The sequence below is a fragment of the Gracilibacillus xinjiangensis genome, from assembly GCF_042651765.1.
In the GTDB taxonomy this organism is placed as follows: domain Bacteria; phylum Bacillota; class Bacilli; order Bacillales; family Amphibacillaceae; genus Gracilibacillus; species Gracilibacillus xinjiangensis.
In genome coordinates, this window is record NZ_JBHSDT010000008.1 from 687,064 (window position 1) to 706,792 (window position 19,729).

Annotated in this window: 24 protein-coding genes; 20 read left to right on the forward strand and 4 right to left on the reverse strand. The window is 34.6% G+C overall.

The features are described 5' to 3' along the window. Positions 1–7: 7 nt before the first annotated feature. Positions 8–247, forward strand: coding sequence for a hypothetical protein (locus ACFOY7_RS14740; protein ID WP_390252865.1), 240 nt, complete (start codon positions 8–10; stop codon positions 245–247). Positions 248–347: 100 nt separating this feature from the next. On the opposite strand, the gene ACFOY7_RS14745 is transcribed toward ACFOY7_RS14740, so the two are convergent. The 3 genes from ACFOY7_RS14745 to ACFOY7_RS14755 are packed head-to-tail and all read right to left on the reverse strand — an operon-like array spanning position 348 to position 1,406. After that, positions 348–917, reverse strand: a complete 570-nt coding sequence (locus ACFOY7_RS14745) for a manganese catalase family protein (RefSeq protein WP_390252866.1) — start codon at positions 915–917, stop codon at positions 348–350. A gap of 13 nt (positions 918–930) precedes the next feature. After that, entirely contained in the window at positions 931–1,182 is a 252-nt protein-coding gene (locus ACFOY7_RS14750) for a spore coat protein CotJB (RefSeq protein WP_390254124.1), read from the reverse strand. Between the two features lie 2 nt (positions 1,183–1,184). Next, a complete protein-coding gene (locus tag ACFOY7_RS14755; RefSeq protein WP_390252867.1) occupies positions 1,185–1,406 on the reverse strand; it encodes a spore coat associated protein CotJA in 222 nt (73 codons plus the stop codon). A gap of 302 nt (positions 1,407–1,708) precedes the next feature. Between ACFOY7_RS14755 and ACFOY7_RS14760 the strand changes: the two genes are divergently transcribed. Together ACFOY7_RS14760 and ACFOY7_RS14765 are read left to right on the forward strand one after the other, a co-directional pair. After that, positions 1,709–2,944, forward strand: a complete 1,236-nt coding sequence (locus ACFOY7_RS14760; protein ID WP_390252868.1) for a Glu/Leu/Phe/Val family dehydrogenase — start codon at positions 1,709–1,711, stop codon at positions 2,942–2,944. Positions 2,945–2,971: 27 nt separating this feature from the next. Further along, on the forward strand, positions 2,972–3,952 hold the full coding sequence (locus ACFOY7_RS14765) for a YpdA family putative bacillithiol disulfide reductase (protein WP_390252870.1): 981 nt from the start codon (positions 2,972–2,974) through the stop codon (positions 3,950–3,952). Here ACFOY7_RS14765 and ACFOY7_RS14770 read toward each other — a convergent pair. Further along, positions 3,944–4,924 carry an asparaginase gene (locus tag ACFOY7_RS14770; protein ID WP_390252871.1) on the reverse strand — a complete coding sequence of 327 codons (981 nt, stop codon included), beginning with the start codon at positions 4,922–4,924 and terminating at the stop codon, positions 3,944–3,946. The two genes, ACFOY7_RS14765 and ACFOY7_RS14770, sit on opposite strands and share 9 nt — an antisense overlap. Positions 4,925–4,976: 52 nt before the next feature. On the opposite strand from ACFOY7_RS14770, the gene prsW reads away from it, so the two are divergent. The 17 genes from prsW (at position 4,977) to ACFOY7_RS14850 (ending at position 19,659) form a co-directional block, all read left to right on the forward strand. Beyond that, positions 4,977–5,642: a glutamic-type intramembrane protease PrsW gene (gene prsW, locus ACFOY7_RS14775; RefSeq protein WP_390252872.1), complete on the forward strand. Its 666-nt coding sequence runs from the start codon at positions 4,977–4,979 to the stop codon at positions 5,640–5,642. 153 nt (positions 5,643–5,795) lie between these two features. After that, on the forward strand, positions 5,796–6,683 hold the full coding sequence (gene sleB, locus ACFOY7_RS14780; RefSeq protein WP_390252873.1) for a spore cortex-lytic enzyme: 888 nt from the start codon (positions 5,796–5,798) through the stop codon (positions 6,681–6,683). A gap of 15 nt (positions 6,684–6,698) precedes the next feature. After that, positions 6,699–8,030: a germination protein YpeB gene (gene ypeB, locus ACFOY7_RS14785; protein ID WP_390252874.1), complete on the forward strand. Its 1,332-nt coding sequence runs from the start codon at positions 6,699–6,701 to the stop codon at positions 8,028–8,030. Positions 8,031–8,164: 134 nt separating this feature from the next. Next, positions 8,165–8,833 carry a flagellar brake protein gene (locus ACFOY7_RS14790; protein WP_390252876.1) on the forward strand — a complete coding sequence of 223 codons (669 nt, stop codon included), beginning with the start codon at positions 8,165–8,167 and terminating at the stop codon, positions 8,831–8,833. 24 nt (positions 8,834–8,857) lie between these two features. Continuing rightward, a complete protein-coding gene (cmk, locus tag ACFOY7_RS14795; protein ID WP_390252878.1) occupies positions 8,858–9,520 on the forward strand; it encodes a (d)CMP kinase in 663 nt (220 codons plus the stop codon). 3 nt (positions 9,521–9,523) lie between these two features. Then, entirely contained in the window at positions 9,524–10,102 is a 579-nt protein-coding gene (locus ACFOY7_RS14800) for a lysophospholipid acyltransferase family protein (protein ID WP_390252880.1), read from the forward strand. A 97-nt stretch (positions 10,103–10,199) separates the two neighbouring features. Then, positions 10,200–11,342 (forward strand): 30S ribosomal protein S1, encoded by a 1,143-nt coding sequence (rpsA, locus tag ACFOY7_RS14805; RefSeq protein WP_390252882.1) that lies wholly within the window; start codon positions 10,200–10,202, stop codon positions 11,340–11,342. Positions 11,343–11,502: 160 nt separating this feature from the next. Beyond that, complete coding sequence (locus tag ACFOY7_RS18455) at positions 11,503–12,102, forward strand: YphA family membrane protein (RefSeq protein WP_465260653.1); 600 nt, start codon at positions 11,503–11,505, stop codon at positions 12,100–12,102. Further along, positions 12,099–12,986: a YIEGIA family protein gene (locus ACFOY7_RS14810; protein ID WP_390252884.1), complete on the forward strand. Its 888-nt coding sequence runs from the start codon at positions 12,099–12,101 to the stop codon at positions 12,984–12,986. Before ACFOY7_RS18455 ends, ACFOY7_RS14810 begins: the two co-directional genes overlap by 4 nt. A gap of 2 nt (positions 12,987–12,988) precedes the next feature. Next, the gene (locus tag ACFOY7_RS14815; protein WP_390252887.1) at positions 12,989–13,174 is read left to right on the forward strand and encodes a capping complex subunit for YIEGIA; all 186 of its coding nucleotides are present in this window, start codon (positions 12,989–12,991) and stop codon (positions 13,172–13,174) included. Between the two features lie 161 nt (positions 13,175–13,335). After that, on the forward strand, positions 13,336–14,646 hold the full coding sequence (gene der, locus ACFOY7_RS14820) for a ribosome biogenesis GTPase Der (RefSeq protein ID WP_390252889.1): 1,311 nt from the start codon (positions 13,336–13,338) through the stop codon (positions 14,644–14,646). A gap of 12 nt (positions 14,647–14,658) precedes the next feature. After that, positions 14,659–15,699 carry an NAD(P)H-dependent glycerol-3-phosphate dehydrogenase gene (locus ACFOY7_RS14825; RefSeq protein ID WP_390252892.1) on the forward strand — a complete coding sequence of 347 codons (1,041 nt, stop codon included), beginning with the start codon at positions 14,659–14,661 and terminating at the stop codon, positions 15,697–15,699. A 57-nt stretch (positions 15,700–15,756) separates the two neighbouring features. Further along, positions 15,757–16,017, forward strand: a complete 261-nt coding sequence (locus ACFOY7_RS14830; RefSeq protein WP_390252895.1) for a stage VI sporulation protein F — start codon at positions 15,757–15,759, stop codon at positions 16,015–16,017. 240 nt (positions 16,018–16,257) lie between these two features. After that, positions 16,258–16,524, forward strand: a complete 267-nt coding sequence (locus ACFOY7_RS14835; protein ID WP_390252897.1) for a DUF2768 domain-containing protein — start codon at positions 16,258–16,260, stop codon at positions 16,522–16,524. Positions 16,525–16,542: 18 nt separating this feature from the next. Then, positions 16,543–17,271 (forward strand): hypothetical protein, encoded by a 729-nt coding sequence (locus ACFOY7_RS14840; protein ID WP_390252900.1) that lies wholly within the window; start codon positions 16,543–16,545, stop codon positions 17,269–17,271. 261 nt (positions 17,272–17,532) lie between these two features. Beyond that, the gene (spoIVA, locus tag ACFOY7_RS14845; protein ID WP_390252902.1) at positions 17,533–19,011 is read left to right on the forward strand and encodes a stage IV sporulation protein A; all 1,479 of its coding nucleotides are present in this window, start codon (positions 17,533–17,535) and stop codon (positions 19,009–19,011) included. Positions 19,012–19,386: 375 nt separating this feature from the next. Continuing rightward, positions 19,387–19,659, forward strand: coding sequence for an HU family DNA-binding protein (locus ACFOY7_RS14850; RefSeq protein WP_390252904.1), 273 nt, complete (start codon positions 19,387–19,389; stop codon positions 19,657–19,659). The last annotated feature ends 70 nt before the right edge of the window (positions 19,660–19,729 follow it).

The window sequence follows — 19,729 nt, forward strand, 5'->3', positions numbered from 1 at the left end:
GAGTACTATGAAATCAGACTTAGATGATCAAGCCTCTTCATTACGAGACTTAGTAAACAAAAGAGATGATAAAAACAATTACGATGATATGAGATTGCCAACTAGAAGAAAGATGCATCAAAAAAAGCGAAAAAGAGACACAAGGAAGAAAATTGAATTAATAAGTGTATTACTATTCTTGTTTTTATTTATTGTTGCCGTATTTCTTCTATTTCCGATTTGGGGTGCTTTTATTTTTTCTAGTTAAAATGATCTACCTGTTGAGTGTAAAACAAATTGTTTTTTCTAATAATATGAGAATAGGAAGTCCTACTTTTTTAAAAACAAAAAGGACTTCCTTTTATTATCTAAAATACTTTTTTTTGATCACGTTCTTCTTTTAAAATTTCTACTGCTTCATGAAAACGTTGGGAGTGAACAATTTCCCTTTCTCTAAGAAATTTTAATGAATCATTCAGAAAAGGGTCGTCTGACAAATCGATTATCCATTGATAGGTTGCTCTAGCCTTTTCCTCAGCAGCAATGTCTTCATATAAATCTGCAATAGGATCACCTTTTGCTTGAATATATGTTGCTGTCCATGGAGAGCCTGCAGCATTTTGATAATATAATGCTTGATCATGATTGACATAGTATTCACCTAACCCAGCTTGCTCTAATTGCTGTGGTGTTGCATCCTTTGTTAGTTTATAGATCATTGTTGCGATCATTTCTAGATGAGCAAATTCCTCTGTTCCAATGTCATTAAGCAAACCGACTACTTTGTCTGGAATCGTGTATCTTTGATTAAGATAACGCAATGCTGCTGATAACTCCCCATCCGCACCGCCATATTGTTCGATTAAGTATTTGGCTAAACGAGGATTACATGTACTTACTTTTACAGGATATTGCAGTTTCTTTTCATACACCCACATATTGGCTACCTCCTTAAACTTGCCATGGCCATGGTGTATCTTTCCAGCTCCATGGATAGCTGGAGTAACTTAACCCATATTGAAGTAACGGCCCGAATTGACTTTCAAATTCTGCTTTTAATTGTTTACTTTCCATTGCTTTTTGATTAAATTGTTTGATTGCTTCTAAATCCTCAGGGTGTGTATCCAAATAGAGGGTTAAATCAACAAGGACAAAATCTACAGCCTGAATTTTCTCCATTAATTGATAATAACTTGCAGGCATTGTCAATTTTCATTACACCACCTTTTTGGAAAATAAGGGTCATAGAGGCATGGCCATAATGTTCCGTGGTATAAAGCTTCCTTTGCTGAAGGAAACTGCTCTGATTGCATAGGCTGGAATGGAATATAAAGATTAGGCGGAGTGGAGTAAGACTTTTTGAGAATTGGACGACAAGGGTCAAACGGGCTAATATATGGTGAATAACATTTTATATACAAACTCAAATGTATTCACTCCTTTCATTTCAAGTACCGCTACATTCTATGTGAAAGAATGTTTGTCTTATGCCATACATACTCGGACAAATGTTAGTAAGAAAATGAAAACACTCATCATTACACTTTTGTATCTCAAAATTGTTCTTTTATGTTTTGGTATTTCACATCATCAATATAAAATAGTATAATTAAAATAATGATCTTTTGTACCATTTAATTTGTCTATTATTGTAGGAAAACGGATGATGGTTTTTGCCAAGTGGCTTGGTGACAAACCTGTATTTCTAATGCATTAGGAGTGAAGTTTATTGAGAAGCAGCTATGAGCACTTGCAGTTTATGATGAAGAATGTGCTAGATCATTTAGGTTATCCAAATGATTTATATGAATTAATCAAGGAGCCATCAAGAGTGATGAAAGTACGTTTTCCTGTCAGGATGGATGATGATTCTGTGAAAATTTTTACTGGATTTCGTGCTCAACATCATGATGTTTTTGGTGTAACACAAGGAAATGTCCACTTCCGTCCGAATATAACAGAAGACGAAATTGCTGCATTGTCCATATTAAGAAGCGTAAAATCAAGTAACTTACAATTACCACTCGGAGGAAGCAGTGGTGGTGTAATATGTGACTTGCGAGAACTGTCATTTAGAGAATTAGAAAGACTTTGTCGTGGATACATTCGTGCTATTCATCACATTATCGGTCCTAACATGGACATTCCCTCATCTGATGCGTCAGTTGATCCACAAATAATGGCATGGATGATGGATGAATATAGCAGATTACATACAGGTATGGATCCAAACTTTATTACAGGAAAACCATTTATCTTAGGTGGCATAAAAAATAAGCAAACGGCCGTCGAGCAAGGTGTTTACCATACAATCTACGCTTTAATTGACGAATATCACTTACCACTGAAAGATACCAAAGTAATGATCCATGGATCAGGTATTATTGGCAGTTATATCGCACAGAAATTATATCAATTAGGTGTAAAAGTTGTTGGAATCTCGGATCCGCAAAAAGCTATATATAATCCTGATGGACTCAACATTCCAATGGTATTTAAGCAGAAAGATAACTTCGGTATTTTCACTCGAGTTATTAAAGATACAATAACTTTGGATGAGTTTTGGGAGCAAGATAATGATATATTACTCTTAACAACAAAACAAGATCAAGTGGATGTAAATATTGCCAAGAAATTACGTACATCATTTATCGTAGAAACTGTTAATAATACTTTAGACCAAGCAGCTATTGATTATTTGCATGAACAAGAAACCGTAATGGTTCCAGAAGTTCTTGCAACAAATGGCGGTATTGTTTATGCATATTTAGAATGGATGGAATATAAGCAAGGGAAGAAATTTACTGATAAAGAAGTGGATGATAATTTTAAAGAAATTATTCAGCATGCAATTAAAGAAGCTAAATACACTTCTTTACAAAAAAAGGTGAATATGTATTTAGCAAGTTATATGATAGGAATGAAAAATCAAGTAGAAGCGATCAGATATAGAGGCTGGCTCTGATCCAAATCGTAAGGAGAGTGTATGAAAATGCAACAAGAACAAGTGATTATTATCGGTGCAGGTCCATGTGGAATGTCTGCAGCAATAGAATTACAAAATGTCGGAATACAACCATTAATTATTGAAAAAGGAAACATAGTCGATTCGATCTATCGTTATCCAACACATCAAACTTTTTTCAGTTCAAGTGATAAATTGGAGATAGGGGATGTTGCATTTGTTACTGAAAAGCAAAAACCTGTCAGAAATCAGGCATTAGCATATTATCGTACAGTAGCTCAACGTAAAGATTTAAGAATCAATAATTTTGAAAAAGTTATATCTATTGAAAAACAAAATGAGGGCTTTGTTTTAAAGTCACGAAATAAGGATGATAAGACGAAAGAATATTCAGCAGGATATATTGTTATTGCTACGGGCTATTATGATCAACCAAATTATATCAATGTCAAGGGGGAAGAGTTAAGCAAAGTATTCCATTATTTTAAGGAAGCACACCCTTATTATAAGAAAAATGTTGTTGTCATTGGTGGAAAAAACTCAGCAGTTGATGCAACGATTGAACTGCATAAAGCTGGGGCAAATGTAACGGTACTATATAGAGGAGAAAACTATTCGCCGAGTGTAAAGCCATGGATCTTACCGGAATTTGTTTCACTAATTAAACACCGTAAAGTACAAATGGAGTTTAAAGCAAATGTTTTGGAAATAAAAGAAGATGCGGTTGTATATGAAGTGAATGGAGTTAGAAAAACTATACCAAATGATTTTGTATTCGCAATGACAGGGTATAAGCCAGATCAGGGATTTCTTGAAAATATAGGAATTACGGTTAATGAAGAGACAGGGAGACCAGACTACAATTCAGAATCAATGGAGACTAACATTGAAAATGTTTATATAGCTGGAGTAATTGCAGCTGGATATGATAATAACGAAATCTTTATCGAGAATGGAAGATTTCATGGAGGATTGATTGCATCCTCCATAAAAAGTAAATTATCTTAATTCCTGCCCTTGAAAGGCATCACGAATTTCTTCTACTGTTGCTTCTTGCTGAAGTAATAGTAGAAGCTTTAATCTAGCTTTTGGGCCGTTAATTTGGTTAGTGAAAATTATTCCTAATTTTTGCAGTGATTTTCCACCGCCTTCATAATCATACACTGGCTGTACAATGCCATTATAGCAACGTGACACAATTACTATAATAATCCCTTTACTCTGCAGATTTTCGAGTGAGGGAACAATCTCAGGGGGAAGATTACCTTGTCCCAATGCTTCAATTACAAGCCCGCTTGTGTTATTTTCGTTTAGATGTTCGAATAGGATACTTGAAATCCCTGTATATGCTTTAAATAAATGCACAGTTTTTGTTATTTTTTCTACAGCCAATCGATTATCGGAGAAAAGATACTTCTGATACATTACAATTTGATCTTTATGTATTAGACCTAACGGTCCAAATGGCGGACTCTTAAATGTTGCAACATTACTGGTTGATGTTTTTGTTACATATCTTGCTGAATGAATTTCATCATTCATTACTACTAAGACACCACAGTTAGTAGCTTCTTTACATTTTGCAACTCTTATAGCAGATTGGAAATTATAAATAGCATCTGTGCCGATTTCATTACTTGGCCGCATAGCCCCTGTTAATACGATCGGGATAGTAGACTTGATCGTTAAATCAAGGAAGAATGCAGTTTCTTCCAGTGTATCTGTTCCGTGTGTGATTACTATACCTGCTAACTTACTATGATTTGCCAGTAGTTTATTAATATACTGAGATAATTCTAACATATGTTTTGGGGTAATGTGTGGTGAAGGTAAAGAGAATAATTCTATCTCTTGTATTGGAATATTCTCTACCTCTCTTATATTTGATAATGGATGATTATCAGATAGCGTAATATTCCCTTCCTCATTCTGTTGCATGGAAATAGTACCACCAGTATGTATGACAATTAATTTACTCAATTTTATCACCTCTCAATAGTATATATTATCATTATAGAAAGTAGGTGTATATTTGTTTACATTAATAACAGCAGGCTTAGCACCTGTATTTGCGTTGTTATCATTTTTTTATTTAAAAGATGAGTATGAACTGGAGCCTGTTTATGCAATTTTTAGAACATTTCTGTATGGTGCATTGTTAGTCTTTCCTATTATGTTCATACAATACGCTTTCGTTGAAGAAGGTCTTGCTCAATCGCCTTTTATAAGGAGTTATTTACTATACGGGCTGTTAGAAGAATTTTTCAAATGGTTTATTTTTCTTTTTACGACATATAAATATTCTAAATTTTCTAATGTGTATGATGGAATTGTTTATGGTGTTTCCATTAGTTTAGGATTTGCAACAATTGAAAATTTGCTATATCTTTTTGCACATGGAATAGAGTATGCATTTAGTCGTGCAATTTTCCCTGTTTCTTCCCATGCACTATTTGGTGTTATTATGGGTTATTATATGGGCAGAGCAAAATTTAAAAGCAATCGTTCAAGTTTCCATTTATTATTAGCATTTTTTATTCCGGTGCTATTACACGGAACCTATGATTTTATATTAGTTACTGTAACAAGGGCATGGGTATATTGCTTAGTGCCATTTATGATCGCCCTCTGGTTATATAGTCTTCGCAAAGTTAAAAAAGCAAATGAGTATTCTAAAATACATAAGCTCGAATTATAAGAGTTATCCTATTACTATAAAAGTAGGCGTAACTCTTTTTTGTTGTTGAAATTTCCAATGAATAATTAATGGATTTTCAATAAAAGCTATGTTTAGGAAAGAGATTGATAATTGGTAAAACTTTGCTGACTAGATTAATGGAGGTTATGGTTCATGAAACTTTTCAAATGGGGTGTAATAGCTATTCTATTACTATCAATACCATTCTTTTTAGCGGAAGAACATGAAGTGAATGGATTTACAGAACAAGTAGTCCAACATGGAGCAACCGGAGAGGATGTCATTGAGTTACAAGCAAGATTACAGTACTTAGGCTTCTATAATGGGGAAATAGATGGGGTGTTTGGTTGGGGAACATACTGGGCCCTTCGAAACTTTCAATATGAGTTTGGTTTAGAAATTGACGGTTTAGCTGGTGAGGAAACAAAGCAAAAATTAACTAATGCGAGTAAATATGACAAACAATATGTCAAACAGCAGATCCAGTCAGGGAACAAGTTCACACATTATGGAGGTGTGAATAACAGAGAACAATCACAACCGGATACGACCCAGACTCCACCTGCACAAAATAAACCTAACACTCAAGGAAACAATGCAAATCAACAACAGAATCAGAACCCTGCTGAAAACAACGATACAAACGCGGAGTTAGAGCCTACGGCCGTAAATGTACCTCAAGGATTTTCACAAAATGATATTAAATTGATGGCTAATGCTGTGTACGGTGAAGCAAGAGGGGAACCGTATGAAGGCCAGGTTGCTGTTGCTGCCGTAATCTTGAATAGGGTAGAAAGTCCGACATTTCCTAACACGGTATCTGGTGTTATTTTTGAACCAAGGGCTTTTACAGCAGTAAGTGATGGACAAATATGGTTAACTCCTAATGATACAGCAAGAAGAGCGGTCCTTGATGCCATAAATGGTTGGGATCCTACTGGAGAAGCTTCTTACTATTTTAACCCAGATACCGCAACGTCAGGCTGGATATGGTCTAGACCACAAATTAAGCAAATCGGAAAACATATATTCTGTATGTAAAATGGAGGTGTGTGTATGTTTCGCTGGATAATTATTGCATTACTAAGTCTAACAGTAATTGGAGTCTCTGTATGGGGGTATCAAGAACACCAAGAAAAAAATGCGATACTAATACAGGCAGAGAACGACTATCAAAGATCTTTTCACGATCTCACATATTATATGGATTTACTGCACGATAAAATCGGTTCGTCATTAGCAATGAATAGCAGGGAACAACTGTCCCCGCAGTTAGCGGAAATTTGGCGCATTACATCATTAGCGCATGGTGATGTTGGTCATCTGCCTTTAACATTATTGCCATTTAACAAAACAGAAGAATTCCTTTCTCAAATGGGTGATTTTAGTTACAGAACGGCAGTAAGAGATTTAGAAAAAGACCCCCTAACTAATGAGGAACTGCAAACATTCGAATCATTATATGAAATGTCAGGCGAGATCGAAACAGAATTAAGAAAAGTACAAAACATGGTTTTAAGCGAGAATTTGAGATGGATGGATGTTCAATTAGCTTTAGTTAATAATGATGAGCAAGCTGATAACACCATAATTGACGGGTTTAAGACAGTTGAAAAAACCGTAGAAGGTTATTCAGAAGGGAAAATGAATACTAGTTTAATGGGGACTTCAAGCAAAAAAGACGGATATACAATGCTTGGAAATGAAAAAATATCGGAAAAAGATGCAAAAGAGAAAATGATAAAGTTATTTAATTTAGATAAGGATGCGGAAGTTACTGTTTCAACTTCAGGTGACGGTGCAGATATTCCTTTGATTAGTGCCTCTTTCCAGGAAGAAAACCGGTCAGGATATGCAGATATTACCCAAAATGGCGGATATCCAATAACATTAATGATTCACCGTGAAGTAAATGAGTCCAATATAAGTCTTTATGAAGCCACAAATAAAGCAAAAGAGTACTTAAAAAAGAAAGAATTTGGTGATTTAGCATTGATTGAAAGCAATCAATATGATCATGTCGGTGTTTTTCACTTTGTTCCAAACCAAGACGATGTCTGGATTTATCCTGATGCTATCCAAATTAAAGTAGCTCTAGATAATGGCGACATACTTGGATTTGTTGCAAAGGATTATGTAGAAAACCATCATGATCGAACGATTAAAGAACCGAAAGTCTCGGAAGAGGAAGCCAGATCAAAAGTAAATCCTAACCTAACTATTGAGGAACACCATATGGCCATTATTGAAGATGATCTGGGAGAAGAAGTCTTAGCATATGTATATTTAGGTACACTAGGTAAGGACACCTACAAAATATTTATTAATGCAGAAACGGGAAGAGAAGAACAAGTAGAGAAATTAAAACAGGCTGAAATAAAATATTAAATGTGAGAAGGAAACTCTTTTCCTTCTCGCTTTTTTTTGTGGTAAAATAGTAATAAGAATCGTCAATTTATATAAACAAACATGGAAGATAACATATATAGAAAAAAATAGAGAGACTAGGAAGAGGATGAAAATTGATTAAAATCGGAACATTTTTACAACTTGAGGAAGTGAAGGATAATAATAACAAGGATGATATCCAAGAGTCAAAAGTAACCTACCGGTGCAGGGTGATAGAAACAAAAAAGGATTCTATAATTATTGATTTACCAATAAATGAACTAACCGACAAAACTACTTTCATTCCTGAAGGAATTGCTCTGAAAGTCAGTTATATTAAAGATAATTCTGTCTATGTTTTTACTACCAAAGTAGTCGGGAGAAGGCTGGACCGGGTGCCGGGAATCATTTTAAATTGGGATAAAGATAAAATTAAAAAAATACAAAGAAGAGAATTTGTGAGAGTTGATTCATTATTAGATATCTCGATAAGAAGTCCCAAAGAACAATTTAAACCAATTACCACAATCACAAAAGATATCAGTGGTGGGGGATTATCAGCTTACCTAGATCTTTCCAATAAATTAAATGAAGATGAATTACTCGATATGATGTTAGTACTCCCCCTGGAGAATAATTTAGAGTATTTACACTTACAAGGTGCTGTCGTAAGATTTATTGAAGAAGAAACGAAGGGAGTACTCTCTGTAAAATTCACCGATATATCAATACAAAATCAACAGAAAATTATAAAATACTGTTATCTTGAACAGTTAAGATTAAAACGAAAAGAAATCAAATAAGTGATAGTAGAAAGAGGTATATTTTTGATGGGAAAAATTGCAATAGCGATAGATGGACCTGCAGCTGCAGGCAAAAGTACAATAGCAAAGTTAGTAGCACAGCATTTAAATTACGTATATATTGATACTGGTGCAATGTACCGGTCTTTGACATATAAAGTACTGCAAGAACAAATAGAATTTAATGATGATCAAAAAATTCTATCCCTATTAATGGAATTAGATATTACCTTGAATCAAAATTTCGAAGTATATATCAATAATGTAAATGTAACAAATGAGATTCGTAATAATGATGTAACAAATCATGTATCTCAGATAGCCTCGATTGCGGCGGTACGCAATGAAATGGTTAAGCGGCAACAACAGTTAGCTGCAAATAGAGGAGTAGTTATGGACGGAAGGGATATTGGAACAAGAGTTATACCGGATGCAGAAGTAAAAATATTTTTAGTTGCAAGTGTGGAAGAAAGAGCAATAAGACGTCATGATGAGAATCTGAAAAAAGGGATTCCTTCTGATTTAGAACAATTAAAAATCGAAATTGAGAATAGAGATAGAATGGATTCTGAAAGAGAATCTTCCCCATTAAAAAAAGCGGACGATGCCATTGAAATTGATACTACATCGCTTTCGATAGAGGATGTTTTGCAAGAAATTCTATCTATAGTGAGTCAAGAGGTGTGAGGAATGAGTTTTTATAGATTTGCAAGATTTGTTGTGAAAACCTGGTTGAAACCAAAGTACAAAGTACAATCTATCGGAATAGAAAATATTCCAAAAACTGGTCCTGTTATTATTTGTTCCAATCATATTTCAAATTTCGATCCACCGATTGTTGGCATAACCTGCCCCCGGGATATTCACTTCTTAGCAAAAGAAGAACTATTCAAAAATCCGATATTCGGTTTTATATTGAAAAACGTACATGCATTTCCGATAAAAAGAGGAATGAAAGATCGAAATGCGTTGAGAAAAGGTTTAGAAGTATTAAAAGAGGGTAATGTTTTAGGATTATTTCCAGAGGGTACAAGAAGTAAGACAGGAGAATTAAAAAAGGGCTTGGCTGGAGCAGGCTTTTTTGCTCTAAGATCGGATGCAACTATTATCCCTTGTGCAATTATTGGCGACTACAGCGGAAAGAAGCCGTTAACAGTATCCTATGGAAAACCCGTAGATATGAAAAATTTAAAAGAGAAAAAAGCTTCCGCTCAAGAAGTTACTGATGTTATAATGGAAGAGATAAGAAAAATAAAAGAAAATCACTAACTTCATTTATAAAACTTGACAAATTGGTCTAAATATTAGAAGTTAGAAAAAAGCACATTAAAGTTTTTTGTGTTGTATTTTGAAGGAGGTCTTTGTCATGGAAGAAATGAACCAAGAAAATTCCGAAATTAAGGAGCTTTCCGTCGGCGATATTGTCAAGGGGAAAGTAGTCAAAGTAGAGGAGAAACATGTGCTAGTTGATATTGGCTACAAGGTAGAAGGTATTGTACCAATTAGTGAATTATCTGCACTTCGTGTGGAAACAGCTAGTGATGTTGTAAGTGAAGGCGACGAGCTAGAATTACAGATTAAGAAAGTGGAAGAAGAAGAGATCGTATTATCTAAAAAAGCTGTCGTTGCCGAAAAAGCTTGGGAAGATCTGCAACAAAAATTTGAAGCAAATGAAACAATTGAGGCTGTTGTTAAAGATGTTGTGAAAGGCGGTCTTGTCGTTGATGTTGGTTTGCGTGGATTTATCCCAGCATCACTAGTAGAGACGCATTATGTTGAAGACTTCTCTGACTATCAAGATAAGCCGATTACATTGAAAATAGTTGAATTGGATAAGGAACAAAATCGCATTATTCTTTCACATCGTGCGGTGTTGGAAGAAGATGTAAAAGTAAAGAAAGAAAAACTCTTAGAAGAGCTTGAAGATGGACAAGAAATCGAAGGAACAGTTCAACGTATTACAGATTTCGGCGTGTTTGTAGATATTGGTGGTATAGATGGTTTAGTACATATCTCTCAATTGTCACATACACATGTGGAGAAGGCTACAGACGTTGTAACTGAAGGAGATAAGATTCGTGTAAAAGTATTATCTGTTGATAAAGAAAATGAGAGAATTTCTTTATCCCATAAAGCTACATTGCCTGGTCCGTGGGACAATATTAGTGATAAAATATCGGTAAATGATGTGGTAAGCGGAACAGTCCAACGACTGGTTAATTTTGGTGCGTTTGTTGAAGTATTACCAGGAGTGGAAGGGCTTGTTCATATTTCTCAAATCTCTTCCCAACATATTGGTACACCTGCTGAGGTATTGGAAGTAGGCCAACAGGTTGATGTGAAAGTGCTTGAAGTAAATGAATCAGAAAAAAGAATTTCTTTGAGTATTAAAGAAATTGAAGAAGATAAAAATGAACAAGAGATAAGACAATATGAGAGTGATGATGATCAATCAGGTTTTCAATTAGGTGACATGATTGGTGATAAATTAGATAAATATAAAAAATAAGAAGGTAAAGCATGCTGCGTTTAAATTGTAGCATGCTTTTTTTATACCCATTGAGTGGTTTACAGTGCTGGAAAGGTGAAATCAGTTTATTCCATGGTATTATCTTTCAGAATTTAGTATAAAAAAAAGTAGAATGTCCATAATGTTAAGGGTGATAATAATGGTTGGGTTTTTACACATATGGATACTATGGTTACTGTGGTGTCTGGCTACTTTCTTTTCTAAAAGATCTACAAAAAGAACTTCATTTAGTTTAGGTATATTACTATTAATAATTTGTTTGCCTTATAAAGTAAATGTTGGCGAAATAACTTTCAATTTGGGAGTTATTTTCCTCGCTCTATACAGTTTGATATTGTTAATTAAGACACCATTAATTTTAAAAAAGTACCTCTATATTTTAGTCTTATCCTACTTATATGTCATATATTTTGTTTGGTATATAACAAGTCCTATTTTGAGTACTGGTCACTTTTTAATCATCGGAATTCTCGTTGCGGCCATTCTTTTACAATTCTTAGAGAAGAATTTTTATTATCGGCTATTGATTTGGATAACAAGCATTTCATTGGGGCAGGTTTTATACACATTGATTTTCTGGAGTTACTATCTGCAACACACAATTAATTATCAGCATTACTACATGCTATTATGCAGTGTCCTGCTATTATTAACTATCCAACATATATGGTCTTTATTTAGAGAGTATATAGAAGGTATTCTTAAAAGCATTGAATCTAAGAAGAGGTGGACATTTTGAATGAATATACCTATCCGATTTTATTTGGAGTAGTAGTTGGTACGATCGCACGCTTAATTATGTTAAAAACAGATTACAGACAGTATCCAACATATCTTCATGGGAAAATAATCCACACTGCATTAGGGTTTATAGCAGCCGGACTCGGGTCTGTGGCGGTACCAGCCATCATGGAAAAGGAATTTACAGCAATTACTTTTCTTACTATTGCTGCATCACAATTCCGAGAAGTGAGAAATATGGAAAGAAATACGTTAAGTGAAATGGATAGTTATGAATTAGTACCTAGAGGGAATACCTACATTGAAGGAATTGCTGTTGCTTTTGAAAGCAGGAATTATTTAGTGATTTTTACTGCCTTAATTACAACATTGGCATATTTGGTGTGGAATGTTTATATTGCGATAATTGTAACAATTGTTGCTTTTTTAATTATCCGGAACATAATGAGTGGTTCTACGCTGGGGGATATTGTTGACATTAAGCAAGCGGAAATTTCTTTTGATGGAGCTGGTTTACATGTGGATAATATTTATATAATGAATATTGGTCTGCCTGTAAGGCAACAAGAAATACTAAAATACGGAATGGGTTTTATACTAACACCTAAAAACTTTGATGTTCGTTCAACTATTGCTAATTTAGGCCAGCGACAAGCTATTTTGCATGATGTATCAGTTTCGCTGGGAGTGTTCCGAGATTCAGGCACTCCCGCTTTAGTGCCATTAATCAAGCGTGATTTAGATGATGGTCGAATAGGTGTGTTTATCTTACCTCAAAATAATGATGTGAAAAAGGCAATGAATGTAATAAGTGCTGTTCCAGTATTAGAAAATGCTATTCGGATGCCTTCAGAATCTAAAGCAAGCAATAAGGAGAAATGATGATGCAATTAGAAAAAGCTATTTTAGCAACCATTACTACTAATGCAAACAAAGTAACGGCAGGGTCGTCCATCTTTATTTGTGATACGAAGGAGGAAATGAATAAAGTAGCTGCAAATTTAGAGGCGATATTAGATGGAATTAGTCATGCATTGAGTGATGAACTATATATTATTGTGAAACATTAAAATTGAGCATTTAAGATTGCCCCCATTTAACATAATTTTATTATGTAAATCTAATATATTTTACTGAAACTTGTTTTCTTTCAATAGTTTATGGTAATTTAGTTAAGTAATAATGGCGAGTTTTAAGTAGAGAGAAATTAATAAAGGAAGGATGTGCCTTCATGAGAAATTCAGTTGTAGCTATTGTTGGAAGGCCTAATGTAGGAAAATCAACCATATTTAACCGGTTGGTTGGAGAAAGAATATCAATAGTAGAGGATATACCTGGTGTAACAAGAGATCGCATTTATGCAAAAGCGGAATGGTTAAATAATACGTTTCGTTTAATAGATACAGGTGGTATAGAGATCGGTGATGAACCATTACTTATTCAAATGAGAGAGCAAGCAGAAGTTGCCATTAGAGAAGCTGATGTTATTATCTTTTTAGTAAATGGCCGTGAAGGAATTACAGCAGCAGATGAAGAGGTTGCAAAATTACTATTTAAATCAAATAAACCTGTCGTCCTTGCAGTAAACAAAATCGATAATCCTGAAATGAGAGAACAAATTTATGAATTTTATTCATTAGGTTTCGGTGAGCCGTATCCTATTTCAGGAACACATGGTTTAGGTCTTGGTGATTTATTAGATCGAGTGCTGGAATTATTTCCAGAACGAGAAGATATTCCAGTTGAGGATGATGTCATTCATTTCAGTTTGATTGGAAGACCTAATGTAGGAAAATCTTCATTAGTAAATGCTATGTTAAATGAAGAGCGAGTCATAGTTAGTGATATAGCTGGTACTACTAGAGATGCAATTGATACATCGTTTACAAAGGATGATCAGGATTTTATCATCATCGACACAGCAGGGATGAGAAAAAGAGGGAAAATCTATGAAACTACTGAAAAATACAGTATCCTGCGTGCCTTGAAAGCAATCGAAAGGTCAGATGTTGTCCTAACACTAATTGATGCGGAAACAGGAATTATAGAGCAAGATAAAAAAATTGCCGGATATGCTCATGAGGCAGGAAAAGCCGTAGTTATTGTAGTGAACAAATGGGATACGATCAACCAGCATGATCGAGCGATTAAAGAATTTGAAGAGAATATTCGAGCACATTTTCTGTTTTTAGATTATGCACCAATCGTTTACTTATCTGCAAAGACGAAAAAGAGAATACACACCCTTTTACCCAAGGTGGTTGAAGCAAGTGAAAACCATAGTAAACGTGTGGAAACAAATGTGTTAAATGACGTAATTATGGACGCATTGGCGATTAATCCGACACCGACAAAAAACGGTAAACGACTTAAGGTTCTTTATGCGACTCAAGTTGCGGTCAAACCACCTACTTTCGTTGTGTTTGTGAACGATCCTGAATTGATGCATTTTTCATATGAACGCTTCTTAGAAAACAAAATTAGAGAAGCATTTGGCTTTGAAGGAACACCAATTAAAATATATGCAAGAAGACGAAATTAGAGGTGATTCATTGTGGGTAATGTAGCGGTCTTAGGTGCAGGAAGCTGGGGAACTGCGCTAGCGATGGTATTGTGTGATAATCATCATCAAGTCCATTTATGGACACATAATGAGTCGCAGAAAGAGATCATGCAGACAACAGGAAAGAATGAGAAATATTTACCCGAGATACAACTGCCGGAAAATCTCAATATTGTTACTGATTTAAACCATGCTATTGAAAATGTGGAAGCAGTTGTCTTTGTTGTGCCAACAAAAGCTATTCGGGAAACGTGTAAAAAAGTTTTACCGTATATAAAAAATAATATGGTATTAATTCATGGATCCAAAGGAATAGAGCCCCATTCGCATTATCGTATTTCGGAAATGATGGCAGAAGAATTAGAACAAGTTACGTACAAAGGAATTGTTGCTTTATCTGGACCAAGCCATGCGGAAGAAGTTAGCTTAAAGCATCCAACAACTGTTACCGCTGCTTCGGATAATGAATTTGCAGCACAATTTACACAAGATTTATTTATGAACGAATATTTCCGTGTATATACAAGCAAAGATTTAGTAGGAGTGGAGCTTGGCGGCTCATTAAAAAATATCATTGCATTAGGTGCGGGTATTTCTGATGGGTTAGGCTATGGTGACAATGCAAAAGCAGCACTGATTACTAGGGGATTGGCAGAAATTTCACGACTTGCCACCAAATTAGGGGCTAATCCATTGACTTTTATTGGTTTATCAGGAGTTGGTGATTTAATAGTTACATGTACAAGCATTCACAGTCGAAATTGGCGAGCAGGAAATCTGTTCGGCAAAGGCCATAAATTAGATGAGGTATTAGCCCAAATGGGAATGACGGTGGAAGGTGTAAGGACAACTGAAGCTGTTAACCAATTGTCCAAAAAATTGGATGTAGAGATGCCTATAACAAGGGGAATTTATGATGTGATATTTAATGAAAAATCACCAAAAGATGTCGTTGATAACTTAATGAACAGAGACAGAACAACTGAAATTGAAGACATTGCCTCTATATTGGCAGATAGGTACTCTGATTAACTGTTTGATCCTCCTTTGCATACTATAGAATGAGATCTATAGTAAGGAGGAAAAACATTGAGCGATTTTAAAGACAAAATGTTCGATCAAATTCAAAAGAAATCTAATATTAAATCAGATCAAATTTTTAAAGTAGCCCAGTCTGTTCAAAGTGCTGACTTTTCAGATGAGGCTACTGTAAGAAAATTAGTGCGCCAATTAGCCGATATGGCTGGTAAGCCGGTATCTAAAGAAAAAGAAGATAAAATTGTCCGTGCTATTACAAACAATAATATGCCTGCAGATATGAACACGCTTAGTAAGTTATTTAAAAAGTGATATTATAGGCACTTGAGGATGCAATGTGAAATTGCTTCGCATACAATAAATCGCACAAGCATTCACTTTCAGGGTGCAATTGGGTATTTATTTAGTCATTACCGGAGTAGATTCTGCCCCTTCTACTTCGGTATTTTTTTGTGGTTACACATATATTTTCCATTTTTCGGAAATAGAATCAAAACTGATTATTAACATTTTTTGAACAAGTTTTGTAACAAGTGTCACCGTATAATGTATATGGTATACTATAGATTATGGATTAATTACGGTACTTATAAAATGGTGGAAAGAAAGGATGTAACAATCATGTCTGCTTCAATGATGATGATGTGGGTATCTTTTGCTGGAATGATTGCATTATTCTTGGCAATAGGATTAATATTATTAAGTCGATACAAATTAAAAGGATTTTTTGCAAGAATTGTAGCTTTATTTGCTTACATATTTTTACTTGCGGGTGGTTTAATTATAGCATTCGTCGTTCTTAGAGGACCGACATCATAATTAGGAGGTCAATGAAGAATGATACATAAAAAATTATTGTTTTTCTTCTTATTATTAATACTGTTAACTGGTTGTATGTATCCATCCGAAAATCTCAGTCAAAATCAAGTAGCAAATGATGTCCAACTCGAGTTGGTCCAAGAAGCGATTGATCAATATGTAGCACAGAATGACGGGAGAATACCTATTTACACCAAAGAAAATGATACACCTATTTATCAAAAATACATTATTGATTTTAATTTATTGAAACAAAAGAATTTAATTCAATCGGTTCCTGGAAGTGCATTTGAAAATGGTGGAGTGTACCAATATGTCTTAATAGATGTTGAGACAGAACCAAAAGTTAAGGTAATCGATTTACGAATATCCGATCAATTAAGAGATATACAGCAACGGTTAAACATCTACTTAAGTGATAACAACTATCCTCCATTTGGTGAGAAAATTGCTGATGGAATATACTCATTAAAACATGAGGAATTAAATCTAGAAGCACCTCCCTTTGTTGAAAGCCCATACTCTACCAATAATTTGCCTGTATTAATTGATACAAATGGAGAATTGTTAATTGATTATCGTGCTGAATTATATCAACTATTAGAGGGCACAGAAAATAACTATCAAGAAGGAGAAGATATCAGGAGGTTAATCACAGACAATCACCCGATTGTTCCGGCATATTCCATCCCTTATACATTGAGTGAAGGGGAACCAGAATTTGCACCTTATTTAGAAGATAAATAGGATCAAAAAGAACCTGTATTAATACAGGTTCTTTTTTTTTTTTTTTGAAATCATAATAATTATAGAATTCTAACATATCCGTTCATACTGCCTCATATGATCTACTAGTATAATTTATATTACCCTAGCATGAAATTATGGTAAAAAAAGATTTTTACAATTATTCGCTAATTATTAGCATATTTTAATAGGACAACATCATAAAATAACATTGTCAATGATTCGAGTAATATTAAGTTAAATAGATCGGGAGGGGATCATTTGGAAAGGGTAGATATCTTTAAGGATATTTCAAAACGCACGAACGGGGATATTTATTTAGGAGTAGTCGGTGCTGTTCGAACAGGTAAATCTACTTTCATTAAAAAATTCATGGAAAAAACAGTATTACCTAATATCCCAAATGAGAGTGATCGACTAAGAGCGCAAGATGAATTGCCGCAAAGTGCAGCAGGACGAACAATCATGACAACAGAACCCAAATTCATTCCAAATCAAGCGGTAAAATTGCAGGTTGAAGACGGGTTGGAAGTTAATGTTAGGTTAGTTGATTGTGTCGGCTATACAGTGAAAGGTGCACAAGGATTCGAAGATGAAAATGGACCTAGAATGATCCATACTCCTTGGTATGAAGAGCCAATACCATTTCACGATGCAGCTGAAATTGGCACAAGAAAAGTAATTCAAGAGCACTCTACAATGGGCATTGTTGTCACAACAGATGGTAGTATTGGTGATATTCCTCGGGAGGATTATCTGGAAGCAGAAAACAGAATTGTTGAAGAACTTAAAGAAGTAGGAAAACCATTTATTATGATAGTAAATTCTGTACAACCGTACAAGCAGGAAACTGAATTATTAAGACAAGAGCTAACAGAGAAATTTGACATTCCTGTTCTTGCAATGAGTGTGGAAAGTATGACAGAACATGATATTAATAATGTTCTGCGAGAGGTTCTTTACGAGTTCCCAGTACTTGAAGTAAATGTAAACTTGCCAAGCTGGGTACTTGTTTTGGATGACAATCATTGGTTAAGACAAAATTACCAGCAAGCGATCGAGGAAACAGTAAAAGACATCAAGAGATTACGGGATGTTGACCATGTTATAGGACAATTTGATCATTTTGAATTTATTGAGCATGCGGCGTTAGCGGGCATTGAAATGGGGGAAGGTATTGCGGATATTGATTTGCATGCACCGAATGAGTTATATGATCAAGTATTAAAAGAAATTGTAGGTGAAGAAATACGGGGGAAAGATCACTTACTTCAATTGATGCAGGAATTTACCAATGCTAAGAAAGAATATGATCAGATTGCGGATGCTTTAAAAATGGTAAAACAGACCGGTTATGGTGTGGCAGCACCAGCTCTCCAGGATATGGCGTTAGAAGAACCAGAGATTATAAGGCAAGGGCCTAGATTTGGCGTAAGATTGAAAGCAGTCGCGCCTTCCATACACATGATTAAAGTGGATGTAGAATCAGAATTTGCCCCAATTATTGGTACGGAGAAACAAAGTGAGGAATTAGTAAGATACTTAATGCAAGATTTTGAAGAGGATCCTTTATCAATTTGGCAATCAGATATTTTTGGCAGATCACTAAGCTCTATTGTAAGAGAAGGTATCCAGGCAAAGTTATCTCTGATGCCTGAAAACGCAAGATTCAAATTAAAAGAAACATTAGAAAGAATCATAAATGAAGGCTCGGGTGGTTTAATAGCTATCATTTTATAAATTAAATTGGAAAATTCTTGAAAAGCGTTATGCAGGTTGCGTTACGCTTTTTTTATTTTCTGTTCAAAATGTATATATGTTCCATAAACTGTCAACAATATATAACATAAATTTATAGAATGGTAGCTGAAGTATTGATTTATCAATATTTGAAATCACTTGCATAGTAATGATACATATGATAACATTCTGAATAATTCATCTAAATTAGTATTTAGATCTCAAAAAATCTATAGGAAAAGATGATTTTTTGTTGAATTATATTTAAAACTCAGTTATTATAAGCCTTGTCATCAAACAATTGGTGATAAACAGCTATAAATTCTAAGATGTTGATTGAAATTTTATAGCTTATTTTGGGAGGAGGTGAATGTCATGAATAAAACAGATCTAATCAATGCCGTTGCTGAAAAAGGCGAACTTTCTAAAAAAGACGCTACGAAAGCAGTTGATGCGGTTTTCGAATCTATCATGGATTCACTTAAAGATGGAGAAAAAGTTCAATTAATCGGTTTTGGAAACTTCGAAGTACGTGAGCGTGCTGCACGTAAAGGTCGTAATCCACAAACTGGGGATGAAATTGAGATTCCAGCAAGCAAAGTTCCTGCTTTTAAACCAGGTAAAGCCCTTAAAGATATCGTTAAATAATGTTATGGTATTACATACGGGCAAAAAGGGTGCATTTTTAATGCGCTCTTTTTTTATTTAAAAAACGAAC

Coding starts and splice junctions, on each gene's coding strand:
- ACFOY7_RS14740 (WP_390252865.1), top strand. CDS start 8: ATGAAATCAGACTTAGATGATCAAGCCTCTTCATTACGAGACTTAGTA.
- ACFOY7_RS14745 (WP_390252866.1), bottom strand. CDS start 917: ATGTGGGTGTATGAAAAGAAACTGCAATATCCTGTAAAAGTAAGTACA.
- ACFOY7_RS14750 (WP_390254124.1), bottom strand. CDS start 1,182: ATGCCTGCAAGTTATTATCAATTAATGGAGAAAATTCAGGCTGTAGAT.
- ACFOY7_RS14765 (WP_390252870.1), top strand. CDS start 2,972: ATGCAACAAGAACAAGTGATTATTATCGGTGCAGGTCCATGTGGAATG.
- sleB (WP_390252873.1), top strand. CDS start 5,796: ATGAAACTTTTCAAATGGGGTGTAATAGCTATTCTATTACTATCAATA.
- ypeB (WP_390252874.1), top strand. CDS start 6,699: ATGTTTCGCTGGATAATTATTGCATTACTAAGTCTAACAGTAATTGGA.
- ACFOY7_RS14800 (WP_390252880.1), top strand. CDS start 9,524: ATGAGTTTTTATAGATTTGCAAGATTTGTTGTGAAAACCTGGTTGAAA.
- rpsA (WP_390252882.1), top strand. CDS start 10,200: ATGGAAGAAATGAACCAAGAAAATTCCGAAATTAAGGAGCTTTCCGTC.
- ACFOY7_RS18455 (WP_465260653.1), top strand. CDS start 11,503: ATGGTTGGGTTTTTACACATATGGATACTATGGTTACTGTGGTGTCTG.
- ACFOY7_RS14815 (WP_390252887.1), top strand. CDS start 12,989: ATGCAATTAGAAAAAGCTATTTTAGCAACCATTACTACTAATGCAAAC.
- der (WP_390252889.1), top strand. CDS start 13,336: ATGAGAAATTCAGTTGTAGCTATTGTTGGAAGGCCTAATGTAGGAAAA.
- ACFOY7_RS14835 (WP_390252897.1), top strand. CDS start 16,258: ATGGTATACTATAGATTATGGATTAATTACGGTACTTATAAAATGGTG.
- ACFOY7_RS14840 (WP_390252900.1), top strand. CDS start 16,543: ATGATACATAAAAAATTATTGTTTTTCTTCTTATTATTAATACTGTTA.
- ACFOY7_RS14850 (WP_390252904.1), top strand. CDS start 19,387: ATGAATAAAACAGATCTAATCAATGCCGTTGCTGAAAAAGGCGAACTT.